Source organism: Enterobacter sp. H2G27, from assembly GCF_054403075.1.
The window spans coordinates 517,074-541,898 of the sequence record NZ_JBSVSI010000001.1 but is presented as its reverse complement, the minus strand read 5'-3'; the positions used below and the strand labels follow the sequence as shown (position 1 = coordinate 541,898).

23 protein-coding genes are annotated in these 24,825 nt (G+C 54.8%); 11 read left to right on the top strand and 12 right to left on the bottom strand.

Annotated elements, in window-relative coordinates; all coding sequences use genetic code 11:
- Nucleotides 1–7: 7 nt before the first annotated feature.
- Nucleotides 8–2,671: a pyruvate dehydrogenase (acetyl-transferring), homodimeric type gene (aceE, locus tag ACW9E7_RS02515; protein WP_028015529.1), complete on the bottom strand. Its 2,664-nt coding sequence runs from the start codon at nucleotides 2,669–2,671 to the stop codon at nucleotides 8–10.
- Between the two features lie 123 nt (nucleotides 2,672–2,794).
- Nucleotides 2,795–3,559: a pyruvate dehydrogenase complex transcriptional repressor PdhR gene (gene pdhR, locus ACW9E7_RS02510; protein ID WP_008501960.1), complete on the bottom strand. Its 765-nt coding sequence runs from the start codon at nucleotides 3,557–3,559 to the stop codon at nucleotides 2,795–2,797.
- A 263-nt stretch (nucleotides 3,560–3,822) separates the two neighbouring features.
- Between pdhR and ACW9E7_RS02505 the strand changes: the two genes are divergently transcribed.
- The 4 genes from ACW9E7_RS02505 to ACW9E7_RS02490 all read left to right on the top strand — a co-directional run bounded on the left by ACW9E7_RS02505 (nucleotide 3,823) and on the right by ACW9E7_RS02490 (nucleotide 7,990).
- Nucleotides 3,823–4,050 carry a hypothetical protein gene (locus tag ACW9E7_RS02505; RefSeq protein WP_021240510.1) on the top strand — a complete coding sequence of 76 codons (228 nt, stop codon included), beginning with the start codon at nucleotides 3,823–3,825 and terminating at the stop codon, nucleotides 4,048–4,050.
- A 46-nt stretch (nucleotides 4,051–4,096) separates the two neighbouring features.
- On the top strand, nucleotides 4,097–5,467 hold the full coding sequence (aroP, locus tag ACW9E7_RS02500) for an aromatic amino acid transporter AroP (protein ID WP_458727207.1): 1,371 nt from the start codon (nucleotides 4,097–4,099) through the stop codon (nucleotides 5,465–5,467).
- A 164-nt stretch (nucleotides 5,468–5,631) separates the two neighbouring features.
- Entirely contained in the window at nucleotides 5,632–7,029 is a 1,398-nt protein-coding gene (locus ACW9E7_RS02495) for a glycoside-pentoside-hexuronide (GPH):cation symporter (RefSeq protein WP_115876428.1), read from the top strand.
- A gap of 10 nt (nucleotides 7,030–7,039) precedes the next feature.
- Entirely contained in the window at nucleotides 7,040–7,990 is a 951-nt protein-coding gene (locus tag ACW9E7_RS02490) for a glycoside hydrolase family 43 protein (RefSeq protein ID WP_458727206.1), read from the top strand.
- An 18-nt stretch (nucleotides 7,991–8,008) separates the two neighbouring features.
- Here the strand turns inward: ACW9E7_RS02490 and ampE are convergent, their stop codons facing one another.
- Nucleotides 8,009–8,863 carry a beta-lactamase regulator AmpE gene (ampE, locus tag ACW9E7_RS02485; RefSeq protein WP_133293788.1) on the bottom strand — a complete coding sequence of 285 codons (855 nt, stop codon included), beginning with the start codon at nucleotides 8,861–8,863 and terminating at the stop codon, nucleotides 8,009–8,011.
- Nucleotides 8,864–8,872: 9 nt separating this feature from the next.
- Complete coding sequence (gene ampD / locus ACW9E7_RS02480) at nucleotides 8,873–9,424, bottom strand: 1,6-anhydro-N-acetylmuramyl-L-alanine amidase AmpD (RefSeq protein WP_458727205.1); 552 nt, start codon at nucleotides 9,422–9,424, stop codon at nucleotides 8,873–8,875.
- 87 nt (nucleotides 9,425–9,511) lie between these two features.
- On the opposite strand from ampD, the gene nadC reads away from it, so the two are divergent.
- From nadC to hofC, 4 genes are all read left to right on the top strand, one after another.
- Nucleotides 9,512–10,405: a carboxylating nicotinate-nucleotide diphosphorylase gene (nadC, locus tag ACW9E7_RS02475; RefSeq protein ID WP_458727204.1), complete on the top strand. Its 894-nt coding sequence runs from the start codon at nucleotides 9,512–9,514 to the stop codon at nucleotides 10,403–10,405.
- Nucleotides 10,406–10,579: 174 nt separating this feature from the next.
- Nucleotides 10,580–11,017: a prepilin peptidase-dependent pilin gene (gene ppdD, locus ACW9E7_RS02470; protein ID WP_111964028.1), complete on the top strand. Its 438-nt coding sequence runs from the start codon at nucleotides 10,580–10,582 to the stop codon at nucleotides 11,015–11,017.
- Between the two features lie 10 nt (nucleotides 11,018–11,027).
- Nucleotides 11,028–12,410 carry a type II secretion system protein GspE gene (gspE, locus tag ACW9E7_RS02465; protein WP_458727203.1) on the top strand — a complete coding sequence of 461 codons (1,383 nt, stop codon included), beginning with the start codon at nucleotides 11,028–11,030 and terminating at the stop codon, nucleotides 12,408–12,410.
- A complete protein-coding gene (hofC, locus tag ACW9E7_RS02460; protein ID WP_458727202.1) occupies nucleotides 12,400–13,584 on the top strand; it encodes a protein transport protein HofC in 1,185 nt (394 codons plus the stop codon). The genes gspE and hofC overlap by 11 nt, the downstream gene beginning before the upstream one ends.
- A 41-nt stretch (nucleotides 13,585–13,625) precedes the next feature.
- Here the strand turns inward: hofC and ACW9E7_RS02455 are convergent, their stop codons facing one another.
- A complete protein-coding gene (locus ACW9E7_RS02455) occupies nucleotides 13,626–14,669 on the bottom strand; it encodes a GMP reductase (protein ID WP_023293282.1) in 1,044 nt (347 codons plus the stop codon).
- A gap of 228 nt (nucleotides 14,670–14,897) precedes the next feature.
- On the opposite strand from ACW9E7_RS02455, the gene coaE reads away from it, so the two are divergent.
- From coaE to yacG, 3 genes are read left to right on the top strand one after another with little or no spacing between them, the layout of a single operon-like run.
- Nucleotides 14,898–15,518 carry a dephospho-CoA kinase gene (gene coaE / locus ACW9E7_RS02450; protein WP_458727201.1) on the top strand — a complete coding sequence of 207 codons (621 nt, stop codon included), beginning with the start codon at nucleotides 14,898–14,900 and terminating at the stop codon, nucleotides 15,516–15,518.
- The gene (gene zapD / locus ACW9E7_RS02445) at nucleotides 15,518–16,261 is read left to right on the top strand and encodes a cell division protein ZapD (RefSeq protein WP_325849468.1); all 744 of its coding nucleotides are present in this window, start codon (nucleotides 15,518–15,520) and stop codon (nucleotides 16,259–16,261) included. The genes coaE and zapD overlap by 1 nt, the downstream gene beginning before the upstream one ends.
- Nucleotides 16,262–16,270: 9 nt before the next feature.
- Nucleotides 16,271–16,465: a DNA gyrase inhibitor YacG gene (gene yacG / locus ACW9E7_RS02440; RefSeq protein ID WP_111964032.1), complete on the top strand. Its 195-nt coding sequence runs from the start codon at nucleotides 16,271–16,273 to the stop codon at nucleotides 16,463–16,465.
- 34 nt (nucleotides 16,466–16,499) lie between these two features.
- Here the strand turns inward: yacG and mutT are convergent, their stop codons facing one another.
- The 7 genes from mutT to ftsQ all read right to left on the bottom strand — a co-directional run bounded on the left by mutT (nucleotide 16,500) and on the right by ftsQ (nucleotide 24,825).
- On the bottom strand, nucleotides 16,500–16,892 hold the full coding sequence (gene mutT / locus ACW9E7_RS02435; RefSeq protein ID WP_111964033.1) for an 8-oxo-dGTP diphosphatase MutT: 393 nt from the start codon (nucleotides 16,890–16,892) through the stop codon (nucleotides 16,500–16,502).
- Nucleotides 16,893–16,949: 57 nt separating this feature from the next.
- A complete protein-coding gene (gene secA / locus ACW9E7_RS02430; RefSeq protein WP_302235797.1) occupies nucleotides 16,950–19,655 on the bottom strand; it encodes a preprotein translocase subunit SecA in 2,706 nt (901 codons plus the stop codon).
- A gap of 58 nt (nucleotides 19,656–19,713) precedes the next feature.
- Complete coding sequence (secM, locus tag ACW9E7_RS02425; protein ID WP_164850615.1) at nucleotides 19,714–20,217, bottom strand: secA translation cis-regulator SecM; 504 nt, start codon at nucleotides 20,215–20,217, stop codon at nucleotides 19,714–19,716.
- Nucleotides 20,218–20,495: 278 nt separating this feature from the next.
- Nucleotides 20,496–21,413, bottom strand: a complete 918-nt coding sequence (gene lpxC, locus ACW9E7_RS02420) for a UDP-3-O-acyl-N-acetylglucosamine deacetylase (RefSeq protein WP_008501977.1) — start codon at nucleotides 21,411–21,413, stop codon at nucleotides 20,496–20,498.
- A gap of 101 nt (nucleotides 21,414–21,514) precedes the next feature.
- Complete coding sequence (ftsZ, locus tag ACW9E7_RS02415) at nucleotides 21,515–22,666, bottom strand: cell division protein FtsZ (RefSeq protein ID WP_008501978.1); 1,152 nt, start codon at nucleotides 22,664–22,666, stop codon at nucleotides 21,515–21,517.
- A 63-nt stretch (nucleotides 22,667–22,729) separates the two neighbouring features.
- A complete protein-coding gene (gene ftsA, locus ACW9E7_RS02410; RefSeq protein ID WP_023334508.1) occupies nucleotides 22,730–23,986 on the bottom strand; it encodes a cell division protein FtsA in 1,257 nt (418 codons plus the stop codon).
- The gene (gene ftsQ, locus ACW9E7_RS02405; protein WP_111964036.1) at nucleotides 23,983–24,825 is read right to left on the bottom strand and encodes a cell division protein FtsQ; all 843 of its coding nucleotides are present in this window, start codon (nucleotides 24,823–24,825) and stop codon (nucleotides 23,983–23,985) included. The genes ftsA and ftsQ overlap by 4 nt, the downstream gene beginning before the upstream one ends.

Genomic DNA, 24,825 nt, shown 5'->3' with positions numbered 1-24,825 from the left:
TTACCTCTTACGCCAGACGCGGGTTAACTTTTTCTGCATCGATGTTGAATTTGGTGATTGCGTCTGCAACCACTTTCTTATCGATTTCGCCACGTTTAGCCAGTTCGCCCAGTGCTGCTACAACCACGTAAGAAGCATCAACTTCGAAGTGGTGACGCAGGTTTTCGCGGCTGTCAGAACGACCGAAGCCGTCAGTACCCAGTACGCGATAATCATCAGCTGGAACGTAAGTACGAACCTGCTCAGCGAACAGTTTCATATAGTCAGTAGACGCCACCGCTGGCGCGTCGTTCATCACCTGAGCGATGTAAGGAACGCGTGGGGTTTCCATTGGGTGCAGCATGTTCCAGCGCTCACAATCTTGGCCATCACGCGCCAGTTCAGTGAAGGAGGTAACAGAGTACACATCGGAACCGACACCGTAGTCTTTCGCCAGGATCTGCGCTGCTTCACGAACGTGACGCAGGATAGAACCGGAGCCCAGCAGCTGAACTTTACCTTTGCTACCTTCGATGGTTTCGAGTTTGTAGATACCTTTACGGATACCTTCCTCGGCACCTGCTGGCATTGCCGGCATGTGGTAGTTTTCGTTCAGGGTGGTGATGTAGTAGTAAATGTTCTCCTGCGCTTCACCGTACATGCGCTGCAGACCGTCATGCATGATGACCGCCACTTCGTACGCGTAAGACGGGTCGTAAGAGATACAGTTAGGGATAGTCAGAGACTGAATATGGCTGTGACCATCTTCGTGCTGCAGACCTTCACCGTTCAGGGTCGTACGACCGGAAGTACCACCGATCAGGAAGCCGCGAGCCTGCTGGTCGCCTGCCTGCCAGCACAGGTCACCGATACGCTGGAACCCGAACATGGAGTAGTAAATGTAGAACGGGATCATCGGCAGGTTGTTGGTGCTGTAAGAGGTCGCAGCAGCCAGCCAGGATGCGCCTGCGCCCAGCTCGTTGATACCTTCCTGCAGGATCTGACCTTTCTCGTCTTCTTTGTAGTATGCAACCTGCTCACGGTCCTGCGGGGTGTACTGCTGGCCGTTCGGGCTGTAGATACCGATCTGACGGAACAGACCTTCCATACCGAAAGTACGCGCTTCGTCGGCGATGATTGGCACCAGGCGATCTTTGATCGACTTGTTCTTCAGCATCACGTTCAGAGCACGAACGAAAGCGATAGTGGTAGAGATCTCTTTGTTCTGCTCTTCCAGCAGCTGAGAGAAGTCTTCCAGCGCTGGCAGTTCCAGCTTCTCGGTGAAGTTAGGCTGACGAGCTGGCAGGTAGCCTTTCAGCGCCTGACGACGTTCGTGCAGGTACTTGTGCTCTTCAGAACCTTCCGGGAAGGTGATGTAAGACAGGTTTTCAACCTGCTCATCGGTCACTGGAACGTTGAAACGGTCGCGGATATAACGCACGCCGTCCATGTTCATTTTCTTAACCTGGTGAGCGATGTTTTTACCTTCTGCGGTATCACCCATGCCGTAACCTTTGATGGTGTGGGCCAGGATTACAGTCGCTTTACCTTTGGTTTCACGCGCTTTTTTCAGTGCAGCGTAGATTTTCTTCGGATCGTGACCACCGCGGTTCAGGGCCCAGATCTGCTCATCAGTCCAGTCTGCAACCAGGGCTGCGGTTTCTGGATATTTGCCGAAGAAGTGCTCACGAACGTAGGCACCGTCTTTGGATTTGAAGGTCTGGTAGTCACCGTCAACGGTTTCGTTCATCAGCTGGATCAGTTTACCGCTGGTGTCTTTACGCAGCAGTTCGTCCCAACGGGAACCCCACATCACTTTGATCACGTTCCAGCCAGCACCTGCGAAGATGCCTTCCAGTTCGTTGATGATCTTGCCGTTACCGGTTACCGGACCATCCAGACGCTGCAGGTTACAGTTGATGATGAAGCACAGGTTGTCCAGCTTCTCACGGGTTGCGATGGTGATCGCACCTTTGGATTCTGGCTCATCCATTTCGCCGTCGCCCAGGAAGGCGTATACGGTCTGCTCAGAGGTGTCCTTCAGACCACGGTGTTCCAGATACTTCAGGAATTTAGCCTGGTAGATCGCACCGATTGGGCCCAGACCCATAGATACGGTTGGGAACTGCCAGAATTCAGGCATCAGTTTAGGGTGCGGGTAAGAAGACAGACCTTTACCGTGAACTTCCTGACGGAAGTTGTTCATCTGCTCTTCAGTCAGACGACCTTCCAGGAATGCACGTGCATAGATGCCCGGAGAGATGTGGCCCTGGAAGTACACCAGATCGCCGCCGTCTTTCTCGTTCGCTGCACGGAAGAAGTGGTTGAAGCACACTTCGTAAACGGTCGCAGAAGACTGGAAGGACGCCATGTGGCCACCCAGTTCCAGGTCTTTCTTGGATGCGCGCAGAACGGTCATAATGGCGTTCCAGCGAATTGCAGAACGGATACGACGTTCCAGATCCAGATTGCCCGGGTATTCCGGTTCGTCTTCGACGGCAATCGTGTTTACGTAGTTGCTAGCCCCTGCACCTGAAGCAACCTTCACGCCGCCTTTGCGGGCTTCAGAAAGCAGCTGATCAATCAGATACTGAGCGCGCTCAACACCTTCTTCACGGATGACCGATTCGATCGCCTGTAGCCAGTCGCGAGTTTCGATCGGATCCACGTCATTTTGGAGACGTTCTGACATGGGGGTATTCCTTATCTATCTAATACGTTGATTTGTCTGGAACCTGTCCCATTGTGCTCTTGGGCAAGAACACAATAAGACAGGTTCTGCGTTTAGTTGCCGCGCTCTAAAAGTACCTGGCGCTTAATCCTTTCGTTGCTGTATGCGGCGTAATGAACGTTCGCGACGCGATTGTTCACGGCTGCGGTCCAGCAAGATTTCCTCAATGAAAGCCAGATGGCGGTGCGACGCTTCGCGCGCCTGCTCCGGTTCCCCGGCCATTATCGCCTCGAATACTCGGGTGCGATGGTTGCTTACCAGTGGGAGCATGTCCCGACGGGCATACAACAATTCAAAATTTTGACGAACGTTCTGGGCCAGCATCGGCTCCATGCAGCGTAGCAGATGGAGGAGCACCACGTTGTGGGCCGCTTCGGTGACGGCGATTTGATACTGGACGACGGCGCTGGACTCGGCGTCTAAATCGCCGGACTGCTGTGCCCGTTCAATGGCCTGATGCAGTTCACGGATACGCACGCGATCTTCATCAGTGCTGCGAAGGGCGGCGTAATAGGCCGCAATACCTTCCAGCGCGTGACGGGTCTCAAGCAGATCAAACTGGGATTCTGGGTGGTCAGAGAGAAGTTCTACCAGCGGATCGCTGAAGCTCTGCCACAGGCTGTTTTGCACAAAGGTTCCGCCGCCCTGGCGACGAAGCAGCAAGCCCTTTGCTTCGAGACGTTGAATCGCCTCACGCAGAGAAGGACGTGAAACGTCGAACTGTTTTGCCAGCTCGCGTTCTGGCGGAAGTTTCTCACCCGGGCGCAGAGTCCCTTCGAGGATTAAAAACTCCAGCTGCTGCTCAATCACATCAGATAGTTTTGGTTGGCGAATTTTGCTGTAGGCCATATTCCCTGTCTTACGCCTTTTTGCCCGGAGTCAATTGGTCTTACCAATTTCTATTTCGTATCGCTAAAGTAACAAAGTATTCACCTTCTGTCCATATTGGTTTTGATTGAAATCAGTAAACCCTGCACATTTTAACAACCTTACAGAAATAACGTTTCAGAAATGTAACTTTGCACAAATGAGTTGATTACCCCCAAAGAGGGAGTTTTAACCATAATGAAACGAGGGTTTTTGCAATCTGAAGCGATTCAACAAAGCAAATAATGAAAATTCGCCCACTTAAGGCGCATTTCTATTCTATAGGTTGGGTGAGGAACAACGAGCGGGCCGATTTACAAATGCTTTCTTTTTATTCAAGTCGTCATCACCCCTTCATAAAGCAGGTGCATTCGCAGGCACTTACCACTATTCTGGCGCTTACGGAAGTCATCTCCGCTTTTTTCGGTCTCGTTAACCGTAAAGAAATAAATACAGAATATGGATTTTCATAATTACACACGCTCAGCGTGAACATAACAACCACACACGAGGTTTCAAATGGAAGCTCAACAGCACGGCGATCAGCTAAAGCGCGGGCTTAAAAACCGCCATATTCAGCTCATCGCACTGGGCGGTGCGATTGGTACCGGCCTGTTTCTGGGCAGCGCATCCGTTATCCAGTCTGCCGGTCCGGGCATTATTTTGGGTTACGCGATTGCGGGTTTCATTGCTTTTCTGATCATGCGCCAGCTGGGCGAAATGGTCGTGGAAGAGCCGGTCGCAGGCTCCTTCAGCCACTTTGCCTATAAGTACTGGGGCAGCTTTGCCGGTTTCGCCTCGGGCTGGAACTACTGGGTGCTGTACGTTCTGGTTGCCATGGCCGAACTGACCGCCGTCGGGAAATACATTCAGTTCTGGTATCCCGAAATCCCAACCTGGGCTTCTGCTGCAGCCTTCTTCGTCATTATCAACGCCATTAACCTGACCAACGTTAAAGTGTTCGGGGAGATGGAGTTCTGGTTTGCCATCATCAAGGTCATTGCCGTGGTGGCGATGATTATCTTCGGCGGCTGGCTGCTGTTCAGCGGCAACGGCGGCCCGCAGGCCTCCGTGCGCAACCTCTGGGAACAGGGCGGATTCCTGCCTCACGGCATGACCGGCCTGGTGATGATGATGGCGATCATTATGTTCTCCTTTGGCGGCCTGGAACTGGTGGGCATCACCGCTGCTGAAGCCGACAACCCTGAGCAGAGCATCCCGAAAGCCACAAATCAGGTTATCTACCGCATTCTGATCTTCTATGTGGGCTCATTGGCCGTGCTGCTCTCCCTGCTGCCGTGGACGCGCGTCACCGCCGACACTAGCCCGTTTGTGCTGATCTTCCACGAGCTGGGCGACACCTTTGTCGCCAACGCCCTGAACATCGTTGTACTCACCGCCGCGCTCTCCGTATACAACAGCTGCGTATACTGCAACAGCCGCATGCTGTTCGGCCTGGCCCAGCAGGGTAACGCGCCAAAAGCGCTGCTCAACGTCGATAAGCGCGGCGTGCCGGTAAACACGATTCTTGTTTCGGCGGTCGTGACCGCGCTGTGCGTGCTCATTAACTACATGGCACCGGAATCGGCGTTTGGCCTGCTGATGGCGCTGGTGGTCTCTGCCCTGGTCATCAACTGGGCGATGATCAGCCTGGCGCACATCAAGTTCCGCCGCGCGAAACAACAGCAGGGCGTCACCACGCGCTTCCCTGCCCTGCTCTATCCGCTGGGTAACTGGATCTGCCTGCTGTTTATGGCAGCCGTGCTGGTGATTATGCTGATCACCCCGGGTATGGCGATTTCCGTCTACCTGATCCCGGTCTGGATTGCGATCCTGGGCGTGGGCTATCTGTTCAGTCAGAAAAGCCGTAAAGCCATGAAGGCACACTAAACCTCTCTTCGCGGCACCTGCTTTTACGGGTGCCGCGCGTTGTTACCTCCTTCACACTTTCACGTCCACAGCGCATTTATCCATATCACCGCCCTGATACTGCAACGCATATATTCCTTTGCCAGCAAATAATTCTCTCCATACCGTAAACCGGAGAGCTGTCGATGGATAACAACAAACTGTCAGTAAAAGAAAAGATCGGCTATGGGATGGGCGACGCGGGATGCAACATCATCTTTGGCGCCATCATGCTGTTTGTTAACTATTTTTATACGGATATTTTTGGCCTCGCCCCTGCGCTGGTCGGCGTGCTGCTGCTTTCCGTGCGCGTGATTGACGCCGTAACGGACCCGATCATGGGCGCGATTGCTGACCGTACCCGCAGCAAATATGGCCGGTTTCGTCCATGGCTGCTGTGGATCGCCTTCCCCTACGCGCTGTTCAGCATCCTGATGTTCACCACGCCTGAGTGGAGCTATAACAGCAAAGTTATCTATGCGTTTGTCACCTATTTCCTGCTGTCGCTTACCTATACCGCCATCAATATCCCCTATTGCTCGCTGGGCGGGGTGATCACCAACGATCCAAAAGAACGTGTGGCCTGCCAGTCCTATCGCTTCGTGCTGGTCGGCATCGCCACGCTGCTGCTCTCATTAACGCTGCTGCCGATGGCCGACTGGTTTGGCGGGGACAACAAAGCCAAAGGCTACCAGATGGCGATGACCGTTCTGGCGCTGATTGGCACATGCATGTTCCTGTTCTGCTTCGCCACCGTGCGCGAGCGCGTGCGTCCGGCGGTGCAGACCAATGACCAGCTGAAAAATGACCTGAAAGACGTGTGGAAAAACGACCAGTGGGTGCGCATTCTGCTGCTGACGCTCTGCAACGTCTGCCCGGGCTTTATCCGCATGGCGGCCACCATGTATTACGTGACCTGGGTGATGGGTCAGAGCACTCATTTCGCCACGCTGTTTATCAGTCTGGGCGTTGTCGGCATGATGCTCGGCAGCGTGCTGGCAAAAGTGCTGACCGACCGCTGGTGCAAACTAAAGGTCTTCTTCTGGACCAATATTGTGCTGGCGATTTTCTCCTGCGCCTTTTATTTCTTCGACCCGAAAGCCACCGTCACCATCGTGGTGCTCTACTTCCTGCTGAACATCCTGCACCAGATCCCGTCTCCGCTACACTGGTCGCTGATGGCCGACGTGGACGACTACGGCGAGTGGAAGACCGGTAAGCGCATCACCGGGATCAGCTTCTCCGGCAACATCTTCTTCCTGAAGCTGGGGCTAGCGATTGCCGGGGCGATGGTCGGCTTCCTGCTCTCCTGGTACGGTTATGATGCGGGAGCAAAAGCGCAGAGCGCGGACGCCATTAACGGGATCGTGCTGCTCTTTACCGTCATTCCCGGCATTGGATACTTAATTACCGCGGGTGTAGTACGACTGCTGAAGGTGGATCGTGAAACCATGAAGCAGATCCAGTCCGATCTGGAAAAACGCCGCAACAACTATCAAGAGCTGAACGATTATCAGGAACTGAAAGCTGCTGAGACTAAATAAGGAAAGCCGAATGCAAACCTGGCCAAACCCGTTTATCGAACAACGCGCCGATCCGTACATTTTACATCACGAGGGGCAGTACTATTTTATCGCCTCCGTGCCGGAGTACGACAGGCTGGCGATCCGCCGCGCAGCGTCGCTGGAAGGCTTACGTCATGCCGAAGAAGTGGTGGTCTGGCGTAAACCCGAGACCGGACCAATGAGCCAGCTGATTTGGGCGCCGGAACTGCACCACATTGACGGGAAGTGGTACATCTATTTAGCTGCGGCGCACACCCAGGCGCTCGACGCGCTCGGGATGTTCCAGCACCGCATGTTTGCCATTGAATGTGCCGACAGCGATCCGCTTACCGGCACGTGGGTGGAAAAAGGGCAGATCAAAACGCCTTTCGATACCTTCGCACTGGACGCCACCACCTTTTTGCATCAGGGGAAACGCTGGTATCTGTGGGCGCAAAAAGCGCCGGATATCACCGGGAACTCCAACCTTTATCTGTGTGAAATGGCGAACCCGTGGACGCTAAAAGGCGAGCCGGTGATGCTCAGCAAGCCGGAATACGACTGGGAGTGTCGCGGGTTTTGGGTCAACGAAGGCCCGGCGGTACTGGTTCACGGCGATAAGCTGTTTATCAGCTATTCCGCCAGCGCTACCGACGAGAACTACTGCATGGGGCTGCTGTGGATAGACCTGAACGCGGATCCGCAAAACCCACTGAACTGGCAAAAATCTCCGCATCCCGTATTCGTGACCAGCTACGAAAACCGCCAGTTCGGCCCGGGCCATAACAGCTTTACGCAAACGCCGGAAGGGGACGATGTGCTGGTGTATCACGCGCGGAATTACACCGAAATTGAGGGCGATCCGCTGTACGATCCGAATCGCCATACCCGCCTGAAGCTTGTCCGCTGGAATGAAAACGGGATGCCTGATTTCGGCATCCCGCCCGCGGATACGCTTTAGACTTTGCGGCGCGCTGGCTTACACCAGCGTGCCGTAGATAGTCAGCAGCGCCACGATAACCACCACCACAAACGACGTTTTCTTCGCCATGGAGACAGCGGCTTTCGGCGTTTCAATCTTGTCGGTATGCGGCTCACGTGCCAGCGAGAACTGCGCCAGACGCGTTAGCACCTGATACTGCGACGTATGGCGATCGGCAAGAGAAGCAAACCACGCGGGCAACGCTTTTTCACCGTGGCCAATTAACGCGTAAACCACGCCCACCAGACGCACCGGGAGCCAGTCTAGCACGTGCAGGATGGCATCGATGCCGGACAGCAGACGTTCATGCGGCGTCAGATAGCGGGCAAGCCAGGTCTGCCAGGCGCGCAGGAACGCATACCCCATCAGCAGTACCGGCCCCCACGAGCCGCCCACTACGAACCAGAATAGCGGCGCCAGGTAGTAACGGAAGTTAATCCACAGCAGCGCGTTTTGCAGCTCGCGCAGAAACTCGCGCTCGTCGCAGTCAGGCGGCACGCCGTGGATCATGGTCAGTTCGCTCGCCATGGCACTGCGCGCATGGGCATCATCACGGGAGGCGGCTTTCAGGTAGGCGTGATAGTGCAAACGCACCTTGCCCGCACCAATGCACAGCACGCCGAGCAGGATCCACACCACCAGCAGCGGCACGTTGAAAAACAGCCCGTACAGCGAGCGCAGGAGCAAGAACGTAATGACCATCACCCCTGCCATCATCAGCAGCGTGCGCAACATGGAAAAATGCTTAATCCGGCGGAAAAGCACCTCCAGCCGGTGATCCAGATGCCAGTGCTCGCCGAGCTTGAACAGGCGTTCAGCGATGATGACCAGCAGCATGGTAAACAACGTCATGGTATCTCCTTATTCTGACGACGCGGTGAGCATGGCGCGAAAGCGGGGCCAGTCGAATGCCGGGCCGGGATCGGTTTTTCTCGCCGGAGCGATATCGCTGTGCCCGGTAATATTGTCGGCGATTGCCGGGTAAAGTCCGATAAGCGTGCGGGTCACAGCCGCTAGCTGTTGATACTGTGAATCGGTGTAGGGCGTGGTATCCGTGCCTTCCAGTTCGATCCCGATAGAAAAATCATTGCACCGCTCGCGCCCGTGATACACCGACACCCCGGCATGCCAGGCGCGCTTATCAAAAGGAACATACTGAACCACTTCACCATCGCGACGAATCAGGCAGTGAGCCGATACGCGCAGATGTGCAATTTCAGCAAAGAAGGGATGAGCATCGGGATCAATCGTTCCCGTGAATAACGCATCAATCCACGGGCCGCCAAATTCACCCGGCGGGAGACTAATATTATGAACCACCAGCAGTGTGGGCTTTTCATCCTCCGGGCGGCAATCGTGGTGCGGCGAGGGCACACGCCGCGCATCCACCAGCCATCCGTTTTCTAACAACATGCTGGAACTCCTTCTGTATGGTGCAATGACTCGGTTCAGAGTAGCATGTTTCAATATTATGATTCGTTACCAATTTGGAGTTTTATCATGCCGCCTCGCCGCTACAACCCCGACCACCGACGTGAAGCGCTTCTGGAACGTATTAATATGGATATTCCGGCAAGCGTCTCCCATGCTTTGAAAGAAGATCTGGGCGGTGATGTTAATGCCGAAAAGGATATTACCGCACAATTGTTGCCGAAAGAGACGCGCTCCCACGCGGTCATTATCACCCGCGAAGAGGGTGTTTTTTGCGGCAAGCGCTGGGTTGAAGAGGTCTTTACTCAACTGGCGGGTGATGATGTGCAGATTATCTGGCACGTTGAAGACGGCGATGCGATTACGGCAAACCAGCCGCTGTTTGAACTGGACGGAGCTTCCCGCGTCTTGCTGACTGGCGAACGTACCGCGCTCAACTTTGTACAAACGCTCTCTGGTGTCGCCAGTGAAGTACGTCGCTACGTTGACCTGCTGGCAGGCACCCGCACCCAGCTGCTGGATACCCGCAAAACGCTGCCGGGCCTGCGCACGGCGCTGAAGTATGCGGTGCTGTGCGGCGGTGGCGCAAACCATCGTCTGGGCCTGTCCGACGCCTTCCTTATTAAAGAAAACCATATTATTGCCTCTGGCTCCGTGCGTCAGGCAGTGGAGAAGGCCTTCTGGCTGCATCCGGACGTGCCGGTTGAAGTGGAAGTGGAAAACCTGGACGAGCTGGAGCAGGCGATTAAGGCCGGGGCCGATATCATCATGCTCGATAACTTCGAAACCGAGCAGATGCGCGAGGCGGTAAAATTGACTAACGGCCGGGCCCAGCTTGAAGTGTCCGGGAACGTCACCTTCGAAACGATCCGTGAATTCGCCGAAACCGGCGTGGATTACATCTCCGTCGGCGCGCTGACCAAACACGTTCGCGCCCTCGACCTCTCAATGCGCTTCAAATAATGCATTCTCCCCTCTCCGCCCGGAGAGGGGAATTTCAGCCCCGCTCGCATATCCGCTGTTCTTCCCTGCAACGCGGCATAAATTCTCTGAATGTGCTTTCCCGTTCACTTTTTTGCCCCTCGTATCTGCCCTTTCGCGCTGACAGAGTAGCGCCACTAAACGTAAGGAGCAGATATGAACAGACAACACGGATTCACTCTCATTGAGCTGATGGTGGTCATCGGCATTATCGCGATTCTGAGCGCCATCGGCGTACCAGCCTATCAGAACTACCTGCGCAAAGCGGCGCTGACCGATATGCTGCAAACCTTCGTTCCTTACCGCACGGCCATTGAGCTTTGCGCACTGGATCACGGAGGCGTGGAGAGCTGCGATGCCGGCAGTAACGGTATTCCTTCCCCCACCACGACACGCTACGTTTCAGGAATGAGCGTGGCAAAAGGGACCGTGACCTTAACAGGACAGGAGAGTCTTAACGGGCTGACGGTAACCATGACGCCACGGTGGAACGACGGCAACGGTATGACGGGCTGGACGCGCGACTGTAAGATCGGTGCTGATAGCGCCCTGAAACAGGCCTGCGAAGACGTTTTCCGCTTCGACAACAACTGAGGAGCGGATAATGAATACCGAGCAACTCGTGGCGCTTTGTCTGCGCCACCGCGCGCTGCTGCTCACCAGCGACAGTGACATGGTCAGCATTGCCGTCGTGGGAAGCCCCGCGGCTGAACTCATGGAGGCGCTGCGCTTCGCGACCCAGAAACGAATTGATATTGAGTGCTGGAGCGCTGAGCGCATGGAAAAACACCGGCAGCTAACGTCCCAATCACATCTGCCCGGCATTACGCAAACATACTCAACAGTTGATGTCCTCAACCACACGCTGCAGCAGGCAATCAACCGACGCGCCTCTGATATTCATATCGAACCGATGGAGCACGCGTGCCAGATTCGTTTGCGTATCGACGGCGTACTTTGCCCTCAGCCTCCCCTTGCCGCTGAACTGGCAAGCCTGTTCAGCGCACGTTTAAAGGTGCTAGGTAACCTGGATATTGCAGAACGTCGTTTGCCCCAGGACGGTCAGTTTACGATTGAGCTGGCAAACGAGCCGGTCTCATTTCGGATCGCGACGCTTCCCTGCAGCGGTGGTGAGAAAATTGTGCTGCGTCTCTTGCATCAGGTTCAGCAGGCCCTTGAGCCTGAAGCGCTTGGTATGAGTGCTGAACAACTGGCCCGTTTCAACGAGGTGCTCCACCAGCCGCAGGGGCTGATTCTGGTCACCGGCCCTACCGGCAGCGGCAAAACCGTGACGCTGTACAGCGCGCTGCAGGCGCGTAACACCCCTGACGTCAACATATGCAGCGTGGAGGATCCCATTGAGATCCCCCTTGCGGGTTTAAACCAGACGCAGATTAATCCCCGGGCGGGTTTAACATTCCAGAGCGTGTTAAGGGCGCTGCTACGTCAGGATCCCGACATCATTATGGTCGGCGAAATCCGTGACGGTGAAACGGCAGAAATTGCCATTAATGCCGCCCAGACCGGTCATCTGGTACTGTCAACGCTGCACACCAACTCGACGGCAGAAACCCTGATTCGACTGGAGCAGATGGGCGTCGCGCGCTGGATGATATCTTCCGCGCTGTCGATGGTGATTGCCCAGCGACTGGTCCGGCGCCTGTGCCCACATTGTCGTCGGGAAGCCAGCGAGCATGCTGAATTACCGCGCGCCGTATGGTCCAGACCACTTCCTCGCTGGCAGTCCACCGGCTGCGATCGCTGTTATCACGGTTTTTATGGCCGCGTGGCTATTTTTGAAGTACTCGCGGTCGACAATGCGCTGCGGCAGGCCATTGCCAGCGGAACGGGAACAGAAGTGATAGAAGCGAGCGCCCGGCAGGCGGGAATGATTTCTCTTTTCGAGCACGGTTGCATGGCCGTCGAACAAGGGCTGACCACGCTCGAAGAACTGGTGCGCGTGCTGGGAATGCCAAATGGCGGCTAATCAACTCTGGCGCTGGCGAGCGCTCACCAAAGAAGGTGAACTCCGAAGCGGGACACTCTGGGCCACAGACCGCAATGCCGCCTTCACCAGGCTAGTGCGGAGCGATCTCCATCCTTTGACGCTGACCCGATGCGCTCAGCAACACCGCTGGCGGCCACATCACTGCTACGAGATGTTTCGCCAGCTTGCAACGCTTCTGCAGGCCGGGCTCACGTTGTCCCACAGCCTGCAGATGCTGGCAGAGCAACATCCGTTAAAACCGTGGCAGGCACTGCTGCAAAGTATTGCCGATGAGCTCGGTGAGGGAGCCCCCTTTTCTGAGTCGCTAAAAAAGTGGCCAGCCGTTTTTAGCCCACTGCATGTCTCGATGGTGAAAACCGGTGAGCTCACAGGGAAACTGGAGGAGTGTTGTCGCCAGCTCGCGCAGCAGCAAAAAGCGCAGCAGGAGCTCAGAGCAAAGGTAAAAAAAGCCCTGCGCTATCCGGCGATTGTCCTGACGCTGGCCGTGCTCGTGGTGCTGGCGATGGTTGGCCTGGTCTTGCCCGAGTTTGCCGCGATCTATAAAACGTTTAACGCTCCGCTTCCCCTGCTGACACAGATGGTCATGGGGATGGCCGCCTTTATCCAGTCCTATGCCCTCGCGTTGTTCGCCGCGTTATTAGCGCCCTTGGCCACTGCCTGGGCTCTGCGGCAGAACCCTCGGTGGCAGCGCATGCTGATGTATACGCCCGTGATGGGCGCGCTGGCAAAAGGACAAAAACTGGGGCACATCTTTACCGTGCTGTCACTCACGCAGCAGTCCGGAATCCCCTTTCTACAGGGCCTGGAGAGTGCAGAGGAGACCGTTGAAAGTCGGTACTGGCAGGGAATACTCCGTGGCGTTCGGGAGGACATTGAAAAAGGTCTCCCCGTCTGGTCATCCTTTAATAAAGCGGGCATCTGTACCCCGCTGTGTATTCAGCTTTTACGAACCGGCGAAATATCAGGTGCGCTGGATATCATGCTGGCAAACCTCGCCCGGCATCACACGGAACAGACCTTTCAACGAGCAGATAGCCTGGCGGCCATTCTGGAACCGGTGCTTCTGATTGTGACAGGGGTCATCATCGGCACGCTGGTGGTGGCAATGTACCTGCCGATTTTCCATCTGGGGGATGCGTTGAGTGCGGGATAGTACAGCAGGGCTGGCGCACGGGCATGCGCCAGCGAAAGCCATTACAGGCTATTGAATACGCGGTTTTCTTGTTCCTGAACGCGAATAAACGTCGTACGCTTTGTCAGCTCTTTCAGACGGGATGCTCCAACGTAGGTGCAGGCAGAGCGCAGGCCGCCGAGGATATCGCGTGCGGTGTTTTCAACCGGGCCGCGCAGAGGCAGCTTCACGGTTTTGCCTTCTGCCGCACGGTATTTTGCCACGCCACCGACGTGACGGGTCATCGCAGACTCAGAGCTCATGCCGTAGAACAGCATGAATTTCTCGCCGTTCTCTTCAACTACGGTACCACCGCTCTCTTCGTGACCTGCCAGCATACCGCCGAGCATCACGAAGTCCGCGCCGCCGCCGAAAGCCTTTGCGACATCACCCGGCATGGTGCAACCGCCGTCGCTGATGATCTGTCCGCCCAGCCCGTGCGCCGCATCGGCACATTCAATGACGGCGGAGAGCTGCGGATAACCGACGCCGGTTTTGACGCGTGTCGTGCATACAGAGCCCGGACCAATGCCCACCTTCACGATATCGGCACCGGAGAGGATCAGCTCTTCACACATTTCACCGGTCACCACATTGCCCGCGATGATGGTTTTCGTCGGCCAGGCCTCACGCGCCTTGCTGACGAACTGCACGAAGTGCTCGGAGTAACCGTTCGCCACATCAATACAAACGAAGTTCAGCGCCGGGTTAGCCTTCAGGATCTGTTTGGTCTTCTCGAAATCCGCATCGGAGGTGCCGGTAGAGACCATCACGTGCTTCACCACATCAGCAGAGGCGGACGCAACAAACGCATCCCACTCTTCAGGGCTGTAATGTTTGTGAACGGCGGTGAGAATATCGAACTGTGCCAGGGCGGTTGCCATCTCAAAGGTTCCCACAGTATCCATATTGGCAGCGATGATCGGCACGCCAGACCAGGTCTGACCGGAATGCTTAAAGGTGAATTGACGTTCGAGTTCAACGTCTGAGCGACTTTTCAGTGTAGAGCGTTTAGGGCGGATAAGAACGTCTTTGAAACCTAACTTCAGATCTTCTTCGATACGCATGTGCGGATTCCTGGGGTTAGAGGCAAATATGTTAAAAGCACAACTCCAGTGACGCTATCATACGCACTAATACCTGCTCCGCAAGACTGCGAAATTCTCTTTTTTTACGCTACAATCCTATAAATTTACCTGGTAAAAAGCCGGTAAACAGGGCTAAACAGTGACTGGCGCATCTGTGATTTTTAATCAACTGATTTTTATAATGAATAATTCCCAGGATTTGATTTAATGGGGTATATCGTCGCATTAACCGGCGGCATCGGTAGTGGCAAAAGTACCGTTGCGGACGCGTTTTCTCGTTTGGGTATCACGATTATTGATGCCGATATCATTGCCCGCCAGGTGGTAGAGCCCAATACACCCGCGCTAAAGGCCATCGCAGAACATTTTGGTCAGGCAATCATCAATGCCGACGGCACACTGAATCGCCGTCAGCTTCGCGAATGGATTTTTTCTGATTCTGCGGAAAAAGCCTGGCTTAATGCCCTGCTCCACCCCATCATCCACCAGGAAACTCAGCGTCAGATAGCCGCAGCCCGCTCGCCCTATGTCCTGTGGGTGGTCCCGCTGCTGGTGGAAAATCAGCTGCATCAGAAAGCCGATCGGGTGCTGGTGATTGATGTCGCACCCGAAACGCAAATCCAGCGAACCATGACGCGCGATCGCGTTTCGCGGGAGCATGCTGAACAAATTCTTGCCGCTCAGGCTACGCGCGCTCAGCGTCTTGCCGTGGCGGATGATGTTATTGATAATAACGGCGCACCAGATGCCATTGCATCGGATGTTGCCCGTCTGCACGCGCAGTATCTGACGTTCGCCGCGCAGGCCGTTGCACAGGAAAAACTATAATGTCGACACACGTCCTTTTTGAGCATCCGCTCAATGAAAAAATGCGCACCTGGCTGCGTATCGAATTTCTTATTCAACAACTTTCACAACATCTGCCGGTTAACGATCATGCCACCGCATTGCACTTCTTCCGCAACGTAGGCGATCTGCTGGATGTGATTGAACGCGGTGATGTCCGCACAGAATTACTCAAAGAGCTGGAGCGCCAGCAGCGTAAATTGCAGGCATGGACAGAAGTCCCCGGCGTAGATCAGAGCCGTATCGACGCGCTCCGCCAGCAGTTGAAAAGCAGTAGCGCCGTCCTGATGGCCGCGCCACGCGTCGGGCAGTTTTTGCGCGAAGACCGCCTGATTGGTCTGGTGCGCCAGCGTCTGAGCATCCCTGGCGGCTGCTGTAGCTTCGACCTGCCGACGCTGCATATGTGGCTACATATGCCACAGGCTCAGCGTGACGCGCAGGTGAACAGCTGGCTGGCAAGCCTGGAGCCAATGCACCAGACGCTGTCGCTGATCCTCGACCTGATACGTAACTCTGCGCCGTTCCGCAAGCAAACCAGCCTGAATGGTTTCTACCAGGATAACGGTGATGATGCCGATCTTCTGCGCCTGAATTTATCGCTTGGCGAACAGCTTTACCCGCAGATTTCCGGGCATAAGAGCCGTTTTGCGATTCGCTTTATGCCGCTGGACAGTGAAAATGGCACCGTGCCGGAACGTCTCGATTTTGAACTGGCCTGTTGTTAAGGAGTGCCGATGTCTGATGTCACCACCGTAAGCTGCCCGACCTGCGGCAAAACCGTTGTATGGGGCGAAGTGAGTCCGTTCCGCCCATTCTGTAGCAAGCGCTGCCAGCTCATTGATCTGGGCGAATGGGCGGCGGAAGAGAAACGCATTCCAAGTGAAGGCGGTCTCTCGGACAGCGACGACTGGAGTGAAACCCAGCAGTAATCTGTAAAGCCTGCTGGCGCTTCGCTTAGCAGGCCTACGATTGTGCGGCTAACCGGAGGATCACAGGCTCATTGGCTGGCGGGAATTTTTCGGCATCACTTGCCTGAAGTTCCACCCAGTTACCCGGCTGTCCCTCTTTTCCCCAGGGTTCACCCTCCCAGTTTTCCACCAGCCAAAACCACAGCGTGATGTGCCTGTCCGGAAACTGGTATTCAAGCTTATCAAACAGCGTTGCGCCATGCGGGGTGATCCCCACCTCTTCCTGAAGCTCGCGAACCAGCGCCTCTTCCGGCGTTTCACCTGACTCGATTTTACCGCCCGGAAACTCCCACTTGTTTGCCATGTGGGCGTCGGCAGCGCGCTGGGTGATGAAGATTTGGTTTTGCGGGTTGCGGATAATCCCGACGGCAATTTGCAGTATTTTCATAGTGTCGCTTCCATAAAAAAGGCGCAGAAATCTGCGCCTTTTTGTTTTTTTATGAACTTAGCTCAGACGGCCGTGGCACGCCTTGTACTTTTTACCGGAACCACACGGGCACGGATCGTTACGACCCACTTTACGATCGCCGGTCTGCGCGGCGATCGCCGCTGCAGCTTCGCTGTCGTCGGCCTGGTGGCTCAGCTGTTGCATTTGTGCCAGACGCTCGGCTTCTTCACGACGCTGCTGCTCCATCGCTTCTACCTCTTCCGGCATACGCACCTGAACCTTGCTCAGGGTGCTGATCACTTCATACTTCAGCGACTCCAGCATAGACGCAAACATGGAGAAGGATTCACGCTTGTATTCCTGCTTCGGATCTTTCTGCGCATAGCCACGCAGGTGGATACCCTGACGCAGGTAGTCCATAGCCGCCAGGTGCTCTTTCCACAGGGAATCCAGGGTCTGCAGCATCACGCCTTTTTCGAAGTGACGCATCATCTCAGCGCCAACGACCTCTTCCTTACGCTTGTATACGTCCAGCGCGGTTTCAAAGATACGTTCACGCAGGGTCTCTTCGTGCAGCTCAGGCTCTTTATCCAGCCACTCTTTGATTGGCAGATCGAGGTCAAAGTCGTTTTTCAGGCGTTCCTGCAGGCCTTCGATATCCCACATTTCTTCCAGAGACTGCGGTGGAATATGCGCGTCGATGGTGGCTTTAAACACATCTTCACGAATGCTATTGATGGTTTCGCTCACGTCGGAGACGTCCAGCAGTTCGTTACGCTGGGTGTAGATCGCACGACGCTGATCGTTAGCCACGTCATCATATTCCAGCAGTTGCTTACGAATATCAAAGTTGCGGCTTTCCACTTTACGCTGTGCGTTCGCGATCGCTTTGGTCACCCACGGGTGCTCAATGGCTTCGCCAGGTTTCATCCCCAGCTTACGCATCATGCCGGACACGCGGTCGGAGGCAAAAATACGCATCAGCGCATCTTCCATAGACAGGTAGAAGCGGGATGAACCGGCATCACCCTGACGACCCGCACGACCACGCAGCTGGTTATCAATACGACGCGATTCGTGACGCTCCGTACCGATGATGTGCAGACCGCCGGAAGCCAGAACGGCGTCATGACGAACCTGCCAGTCGGCTTTGATCTGCGCAATCTGTTCTGGCGTTGGGTTTTCCAGCTCAGCCACTTCAGCCTGCCAGCTACCGCCCAGCATAATATCGGTACCACGACCCGCCATGTTGGTGGCGATGGTGACGGCAGCCGGATAACCCGCCTGCGCAACAATGTCTGCCTCTTTAGCGTGGAACTTGGCGTTCAGAACGTTGTGCTTGATGCCTGCTTTGGTCAGCTCGTTGGAAACCACTTCGGATTTCTCGATGGAGATGGTCCCCACCAGAACCGGCTGGCCTTTTGCGGTACGTTCGCGAATGTCTTCAATGATTGCCTGGATTTTTTCCGCTTCGGTCATGTACACCAAATCCGGCATATCCTTACGGATCATCGGACGGTTGGTTGGAACAACCACGGTATCCAGCTTGTAGATGGAGCTGAATTCAAACGCTTCGGTATCGGCGGTACCGGTCATCCCTGCCAGCTTCTCGTACAGACGGAAGTAGTTCTGGAAGGTGATAGACGCCAGCGTCTGGTTTTCATTCTGAATATCCACGCCTTCTTTGGCTTCCACAGCTTGGTGAAGACCGTCAGACCAGCGACGTCCCTGCATGGTACGGCCGGTGTGTTCATCGACGATGATCACCTCGCCGTCTTTAACGATGTAATCGACGTCGCGGGTGAACAGCGCGTGGGCACGCAGCGCGGCGGTCACGTGGTGCATCAGCATGATGTTGCTCGGGGAGTACAGGGACTCACCCTCTTCCATGATGCCTTCAGCGACCAGCAGCTCTTCAATTTTCACCAGACCGCGTTCGGTCAGGTTAACCTGGCGCGCTTTTTCATCAACGGAGAAGTGGCCTTCACCCTGGAAGGTATCCGAGTCTTCTTTCTCCTGACGCAGCAGGTGTGGAATGATTTTGTCGACTTTACGGTACATCTCGGAGCTGTCTTCAGCCGGGCCGGAGATGATAAGCGGAGTACGCGCTTCATCGATCAGGATGGAGTCCACCTCATCCACCAGCGCGTAGTGCAGCTTACGCTGGACGCGCTCTTCAGGGCTGAACGCCATGTTGTCACGCAGGTAGTCGAAGCCGTATTCGTTGTTGGTACCGTAGGTAATATCCGCGTTATACGCTTCACGCTTGGCTGGCGCAGGCAGGCCGGACATGTTGATGCCAACAGTCATACCGAGGAATTCGAAAAGTGGACGGTTGTTTTCGGCGTCACGCTGCGCCAGATAGTCGTTGACGGTAACGACGTGAACGCCTTTACCGGTCAGCGCGTTCAGGTAAGCCGGCAGCGTTGCGGTCAGGGTTTTACCTTCACCGGTACGCATTTCCGCGATGCAGCGCTCGTTGAGCACCATACCACCCAGCAGCTGAACGTCGAAGTGACGCATGCCGAACACGCGCTTACTCGCTTCGCGCACGACAGCAAACGCTTCCGGGATCAGGCTTTCTAAGGTTTCACCTTTTTCCAGACGCGCACGAAATTCCGCCGTTTTCGCTTTAAGCTCGTCATCAGAGAGCTTCTCCATCGCCGGTTCCATACCGTTGATGACGGCAACTGCTTTGCGCATACGGCGCAGGGTACGATCGTTACGACTACCAAAAACTTTAGTTAACAATTTGATTAGCATAATAAATTCTCAAACGCCCCATTGTGGGCAGATAAATTAAGGTATTGAAAAAGTTAATTTAGCTGAGGCGTTGCGGCCCGGCGCGAATGCCGTGAGCCTGGCTAATCCAGGTTGAAACAGAGAATGAAACAGGTGAAACAAATTCACGTTGCGTCGACTGACGAACTATGACCGGCGGCTGGCTGTCCTGCGTGAGCAGCGCGTTGAGCGTGTCCAGCAGGGCAAGATGCTGAGCCTGCACCGGCAGCGCCTCTTCCGCAACAGGCATGGCCTGCGGTGCCATCGCAAACGACAGATGGCGGATAACCGTGCGGATAGCGTGCTGGTGCCAGTAATCGACGGTGAAGTTTGGACGGCGGCTGGCTTCAAGCCACGCAAGATTAGTGAAGTTAACCCGCGTGTTGAAATCGTGTTTAGTCGTGGAGGTTTTTGCGGGCGTCGCCGCTTCGGCACTGTTGCTGAGCGCAGGCAAGCCAAAGCTCGCCGCGACCATCCCTAATAAGAGATGCGGCCAGAAGTAACGTCTGCCAAATTGTCGCCAGCGCGTCAGTATTCCGCTCACCTGCTCCACCCAATAAGCCAGCCTTGCAGAGGCTGAGTTCAGTTATTCTTTTAGCGCCCAGATAGTATCACTAAAGCCAATGCACATCAGCAGGAATGAGGTGCCGCCGCGGGGAAAAACGGTCAAGAATGCAGCTAACGCACACATTTTCTGCGAAAGACAAACAAGAGATAACGCTGGGGCAAACTAAGAAGGGTAAAAATAAAAACGACTGGTCTTCCTGGTCGGAGAGAGTACCAGGTTAACCAGTCGATTTTTTTACGAAACGGCGTGAACCGTTACGCCAGAACCATGCTCGGTGCTTTGAAAGCCAGCGGCAGCTCAGCTTCGTCTTCGAAGGTCACATATTCCCAGGCTTCCTGTTTTGCCAGGACGGCCTGCAACAGTTTGTTGTTCAGCGCATGACCGGATTTGAACGCGGTAAATGCACCAATGATGTTGTGACCACACATGAACAGGTCGCCGATAGCATCCAGCATTTTGTGACGAACGAATTCATCTTCGAAACGCAGGCCGTCTTCGTTCAGTACGCGATAATCGTCAACAACGATGGCACAATCGAAGCTGCCGCCCAGGCACAGGCCGCGGGACTGCAGATATTCGATATCACGCATGAAGCCAAACGTACGGGCTCGGCTGATCTGGCGCATAAACGCATCGGCAGAGAAGTTCATCGCATAGCGTTGGGTGCTGGAGTCAATCGCCGGATGGTTAAAGTCGATGGTAAAGTCCAACGAGAAACCATTGTACGGTTTGAATTCAGCCCATTTGTCGCCATCTTCGACGCGAACGGTCTCTTTGATGCGAACAAATTTCTTCGCGCAGTTCAGTTCTTCGATGCCAGCATCCAGCAACAGATAGACGAACGGTGCAGCACTGCCATCCATAATCGGGATTTCTGGCGCATCGACTTCAACAATAATGTTGTCGATACCCAGCCCCGCCAGGGCGGCGTTCAGGTGCTCAACGGTAGAAATCCGCACGTCATGCTCGTTCACCAGACAAGTACAGAGCATAGTATCACGCACAGATTTGGCATCGGCCGGAAAATCTACCGGTGGATTCAAGTCGGTGCGACGATAGATGACCCCGGTATTGGCCGGCGCAGGGCGTAACGTCAGCGTGACTTTCTTGCCGGTATGTAAACCGACACCCGTCGCCTGAACGATACGTTTAAGTGTCCTTTGTTTGATCATCGTATAATCTCGCCAAATTAACTATCCAACCGAGAGTGTATATCACTAACGGTGGGCCAGTTTAGCACAAAGAGCGCAAATCCCCAAATTCCAGCCAATTCTTAGTCAGCTTGCTTACGCAGGAACGCCGGGATATCCAGATAATCTGGCTCTTTCGCCGTTTGCGGTGTTGGGTCGTTCACCACTTTCGCGGCCGGTTTCTGCTCCTGAGTAAGAGGAGACATACCGTGCTGCTGGTAACGATCCATTACCGGTTGCTGAGTCTGCTTGTTAGTCACTAAGGTGATCTCAGGACGTTTGTCCATGCCGATACCGGTAGCAACAACGGTAACACGCAGCTCGTCGTTCATTTCAGGGTCAAGAGAAGTACCGATTACCACGGTAGCGTTGTCAGAGGCGAACGCACGGATAGTGTTACCCACGGTTTCGAACTCATCCAGACGCAGGTCAAAGCCAGCGGTAATGTTGACCAGCACGCCGCGCGCACCAGACAGATCGATATCTTCCAGCAGTGGAGAAGAGATGGCCATTTCAGCCGCTTCTTCTGCACGATCTTCACCGCTCGCCACGCCAGAGCCCATCATCGCGTAGCCCATTTCGGACATCACGGTGCGAACGTCTGCAAAGTCAACGTTCATCAGGCCAGGACGGGTAATCAGTTCAGCGATACCCTGGACCGCGCCTTTCAGCACGTCATTTGCTGCGCCGAAGGCGTCCAGCAGGGAGATACCGCGCCCCAGAACCTTCAACAGCTTGTCGTTAGGGATGGTGATCAGCGAGTCCACATGCTTGGACAGCTCGGTGATACCCTGCTCCGCGAATGCCATACGCTTCTTGCCTTCAAAGTTGAAAGGCTTGGTCACGACAGCAACGGTCAGGATACCTAAATCTTTAGCTACTTCAGCTACAACAGGTGCTGCGCCGGTACCCGTACCGCCACCCATACCTGCTGCGATGAAGACCATGTCCGCACCTTCCAGTGCAGCGCGCAGCGCTTCACGATCTTCTTCAGCCGCATTGCGACCAACTTCCGGGTTAGCCCCTGCTCCCAGCCCTTTGGTGATACCACCGCCGATCTGGATAGTCTGGCCTACAGCCGTCTTACGCAGTGCCTGCGCATCGGTGTTAACTGCGAAGAATTCAACACCTTCAATGCGTTCACGCACCATATGCTCTACGGCGTTACCGCCGCCGCCACCGACGCCGATGACTTTAATCACCGCGTCGTTGGTCAGTTCCATAGGTTCAAACATAATTTCTCTCTCCGTTGTGCCTGTCGCCCGAGACCGCTAATTCTCTCCGGTCTCTTAAAAAAATTAAAACTCTTTTCGCAACCAGTTGTTCAGTCGTTTGACCCACGACCCCACTGAGACGCGTTTTTCCACTTCTGCTTCACCACTGAGATGAGATTCCTTCCCGTAGTGAAGCAGGCCCACAGCCGTTGAATAATACGGCTCCTGAGCATAATCCGTTAAACCGGTGATATTCAGCGGCGCACCAATACGCACCTGCGTATGGAACACGCGCTGAGCACAGGCCGCAAGACCTTCAATTTGCGCTGCACCGCCGGTTAATACAATCCCCGCCGCAAGATGATGCTTAACACCCTGCTGACGAAGCTGTTCCTGTAACTGTAAAATCTCTTCGTTGACCAGGTTGAGCAGCTCGGTATAGCGCGGCTCAATCACCTCTGCCAACGTCTGGCGCTGCAGGCTACGCGGTGGACGACCACCGACGCTCGGCACTTCAACGCTCTCATCTTTGCCAACGATAGACCCCAGCGCACAGCCGTGGCGCACTTTAATCGCTTCTGCATCGCTCGGCGGCGTACCAAAAGCGTAAGCAATATCGCTGGTCACAACGTTGCCGGCATAAGGGATCACTTTAGTGTGGCGCAACGCACCGCCGGTATAGACGGCGATATCCATTGTACCACCACCAATATCGACCACACAGACACCCAGTTCACGTTCATCTTCTGTCAGCACGGAATAACTTGCCGCCAGACCCGCGAAAATAAGTTGGTCAACTTTCAGGCCACAACGTTCAACGGCTTTTACAATGTTCTTCGCCATATCGTTGTGACATGTGATCAGGTGCACTTTTGCCTGCATACGTACGCCAGAAAGACCGACCGGGTTCTTGATCCCTTCCTGGTAGTCAATCGCATATTCCTGCGGGATCACGTGCAATACGCGATGCTCATCGCGGACACGCACGGATTTCGCCGTGTGCACTACGTTTTCAACATCTTCCTGCGTCACTTCTTCTTCGGAAATCGGCACCATACCAATTTCGTTCTGGCAGCTAATATGCTTACCAGAAAGGGCCAGATAGACAGAAGAAATCTGGCAATCTGCCATCAGTTCAGCCTGATCGATGGCGCGCTGAACGCATTTCACCACCGATTCAAGATCGTTTACCCCACCTTTATCCATACCACGGGAAGGGCAACTGCCTACGCCAATGATATTGACCATACCGTCGGGCAGAACTTCCCCTACTAAAGCGGCAACCTTCGCGGTGCCAATCTCCAGTCCAACTACCAGTTTTCTGTCCGTCGCCTTGATCATTGTTGTTCTGCCTGTACCTGTGCCTGATTCTGTTGCTGATTAGGTTCCTCGACCGGAGCCGGTACCCAACCGACTGCTGCGCCTGAGTCATAGCGCAAATCAACGTAGCTTATCCGTTTGCCGTCAGTCTGTGCCTGCTGCTGTAAAACCGGGTAAAGTTCGACAAAACGCGCCAGACGCTTCATGGTGTCCCCGCGTCCCAGGTTGAGCTTAATGCCGTTCGTTAACGTCAGCTGCCAGGAACGGCGCGCCGTCATGGCAGCATCTTTTAACGTAAACCTGTCCTTCGCCAGCACCTGACCCATTTCGCGAAAACCCTGTAACACTTCGTTTTCGCTGCCTTCAGGGCCATACAACATCGGTAAATTTTGCTTGTTGACACGATCGGCCGGGACGCTGAAGGAATTTCCGTCTGCGTCAACCATGTGCTGATCATTCCAACGCGCAATGGGCACATATTCAACCAGATGAATCTTCAATTCATCAGGCCATTGCTTTCTTACGCTCGCCTGTTTTATCCATGGCAGACGTTCTATCTGACTCTGAATAATATTGACGTCCTGAGTCATGAAAGTGCCAGGCGAACCCAGCGCCAGTATTGACTGGCGAATATCGTCGTTACGCGTGTAGTGACGCTCACCGGTGACCACCAGCTTAGAGAGCGGCAACCGCTGCGCATCTTCCATCCAGCCCAGGACCATCCAGCCGCTGATAAACACGGTGCACAGCACCCCGAGCAGGAAAATGATGCCTGCAAGACGCGTTCCATTACTGCGGCGTGAAGAGGTGTATTCGTCCTCGTCATCGCGGTTGCGCGTGTTCAATGCAGCCTGAGACAT

What these genes read in the sequence shown, in the direction of transcription:
- pdhR (WP_008501960.1), bottom strand. Translation starts at nt 3,559, where the DNA reads ATGGCCTACAGCAAAATTCGCCAACCAAAACTATCTGATGTGATTGAG.
- secA (WP_302235797.1), bottom strand. Translation starts at nt 19,655, where the DNA reads ATGCTAATCAAATTGTTAACTAAAGTTTTTGGTAGTCGTAACGATCGT.
- ACW9E7_RS02490 (WP_458727206.1), top strand. Translation starts at nt 7,040, where the DNA reads ATGCAAACCTGGCCAAACCCGTTTATCGAACAACGCGCCGATCCGTAC.
- coaE (WP_458727201.1), top strand. Translation starts at nt 14,898, where the DNA reads ATGGGGTATATCGTCGCATTAACCGGCGGCATCGGTAGTGGCAAAAGT.
- hofC (WP_458727202.1), top strand. Translation starts at nt 12,400, where the DNA reads ATGGCGGCTAATCAACTCTGGCGCTGGCGAGCGCTCACCAAAGAAGGT.
- ACW9E7_RS02505 (WP_021240510.1), top strand. Translation starts at nt 3,823, where the DNA reads ATGAAAATTCGCCCACTTAAGGCGCATTTCTATTCTATAGGTTGGGTG.
- ftsA (WP_023334508.1), bottom strand. Translation starts at nt 23,986, where the DNA reads ATGATCAAGGCGACGGACAGAAAACTGGTAGTTGGACTGGAGATTGGC.
- nadC (WP_458727204.1), top strand. Translation starts at nt 9,512, where the DNA reads ATGCCGCCTCGCCGCTACAACCCCGACCACCGACGTGAAGCGCTTCTG.
- ppdD (WP_111964028.1), top strand. Translation starts at nt 10,580, where the DNA reads ATGAACAGACAACACGGATTCACTCTCATTGAGCTGATGGTGGTCATC.
- aroP (WP_458727207.1), top strand. Translation starts at nt 4,097, where the DNA reads ATGGAAGCTCAACAGCACGGCGATCAGCTAAAGCGCGGGCTTAAAAAC.
- mutT (WP_111964033.1), bottom strand. Translation starts at nt 16,892, where the DNA reads ATGAAAATACTGCAAATTGCCGTCGGGATTATCCGCAACCCGCAAAAC.
- ampE (WP_133293788.1), bottom strand. Translation starts at nt 8,863, where the DNA reads ATGACGTTGTTTACCATGCTGCTGGTCATCATCGCTGAACGCCTGTTC.
- ACW9E7_RS02455 (WP_023293282.1), bottom strand. Translation starts at nt 14,669, where the DNA reads ATGCGTATCGAAGAAGATCTGAAGTTAGGTTTCAAAGACGTTCTTATC.
- gspE (WP_458727203.1), top strand. Translation starts at nt 11,028, where the DNA reads ATGAATACCGAGCAACTCGTGGCGCTTTGTCTGCGCCACCGCGCGCTG.
- yacG (WP_111964032.1), top strand. Translation starts at nt 16,271, where the DNA reads ATGTCTGATGTCACCACCGTAAGCTGCCCGACCTGCGGCAAAACCGTT.
- ftsZ (WP_008501978.1), bottom strand. Translation starts at nt 22,666, where the DNA reads ATGTTTGAACCTATGGAACTGACCAACGACGCGGTGATTAAAGTCATC.
- ampD (WP_458727205.1), bottom strand. Translation starts at nt 9,424, where the DNA reads ATGTTGTTAGAAAACGGATGGCTGGTGGATGCGCGGCGTGTGCCCTCG.
- lpxC (WP_008501977.1), bottom strand. Translation starts at nt 21,413, where the DNA reads ATGATCAAACAAAGGACACTTAAACGTATCGTTCAGGCGACGGGTGTC.
- ACW9E7_RS02495 (WP_115876428.1), top strand. Translation starts at nt 5,632, where the DNA reads ATGGATAACAACAAACTGTCAGTAAAAGAAAAGATCGGCTATGGGATG.
- zapD (WP_325849468.1), top strand. Translation starts at nt 15,518, where the DNA reads ATGTCGACACACGTCCTTTTTGAGCATCCGCTCAATGAAAAAATGCGC.
- ftsQ (WP_111964036.1), bottom strand. Translation starts at nt 24,825, where the DNA reads ATGTCTCAGGCTGCATTGAACACGCGCAACCGCGATGACGAGGACGAA.
- aceE (WP_028015529.1), bottom strand. Translation starts at nt 2,671, where the DNA reads ATGTCAGAACGTCTCCAAAATGACGTGGATCCGATCGAAACTCGCGAC.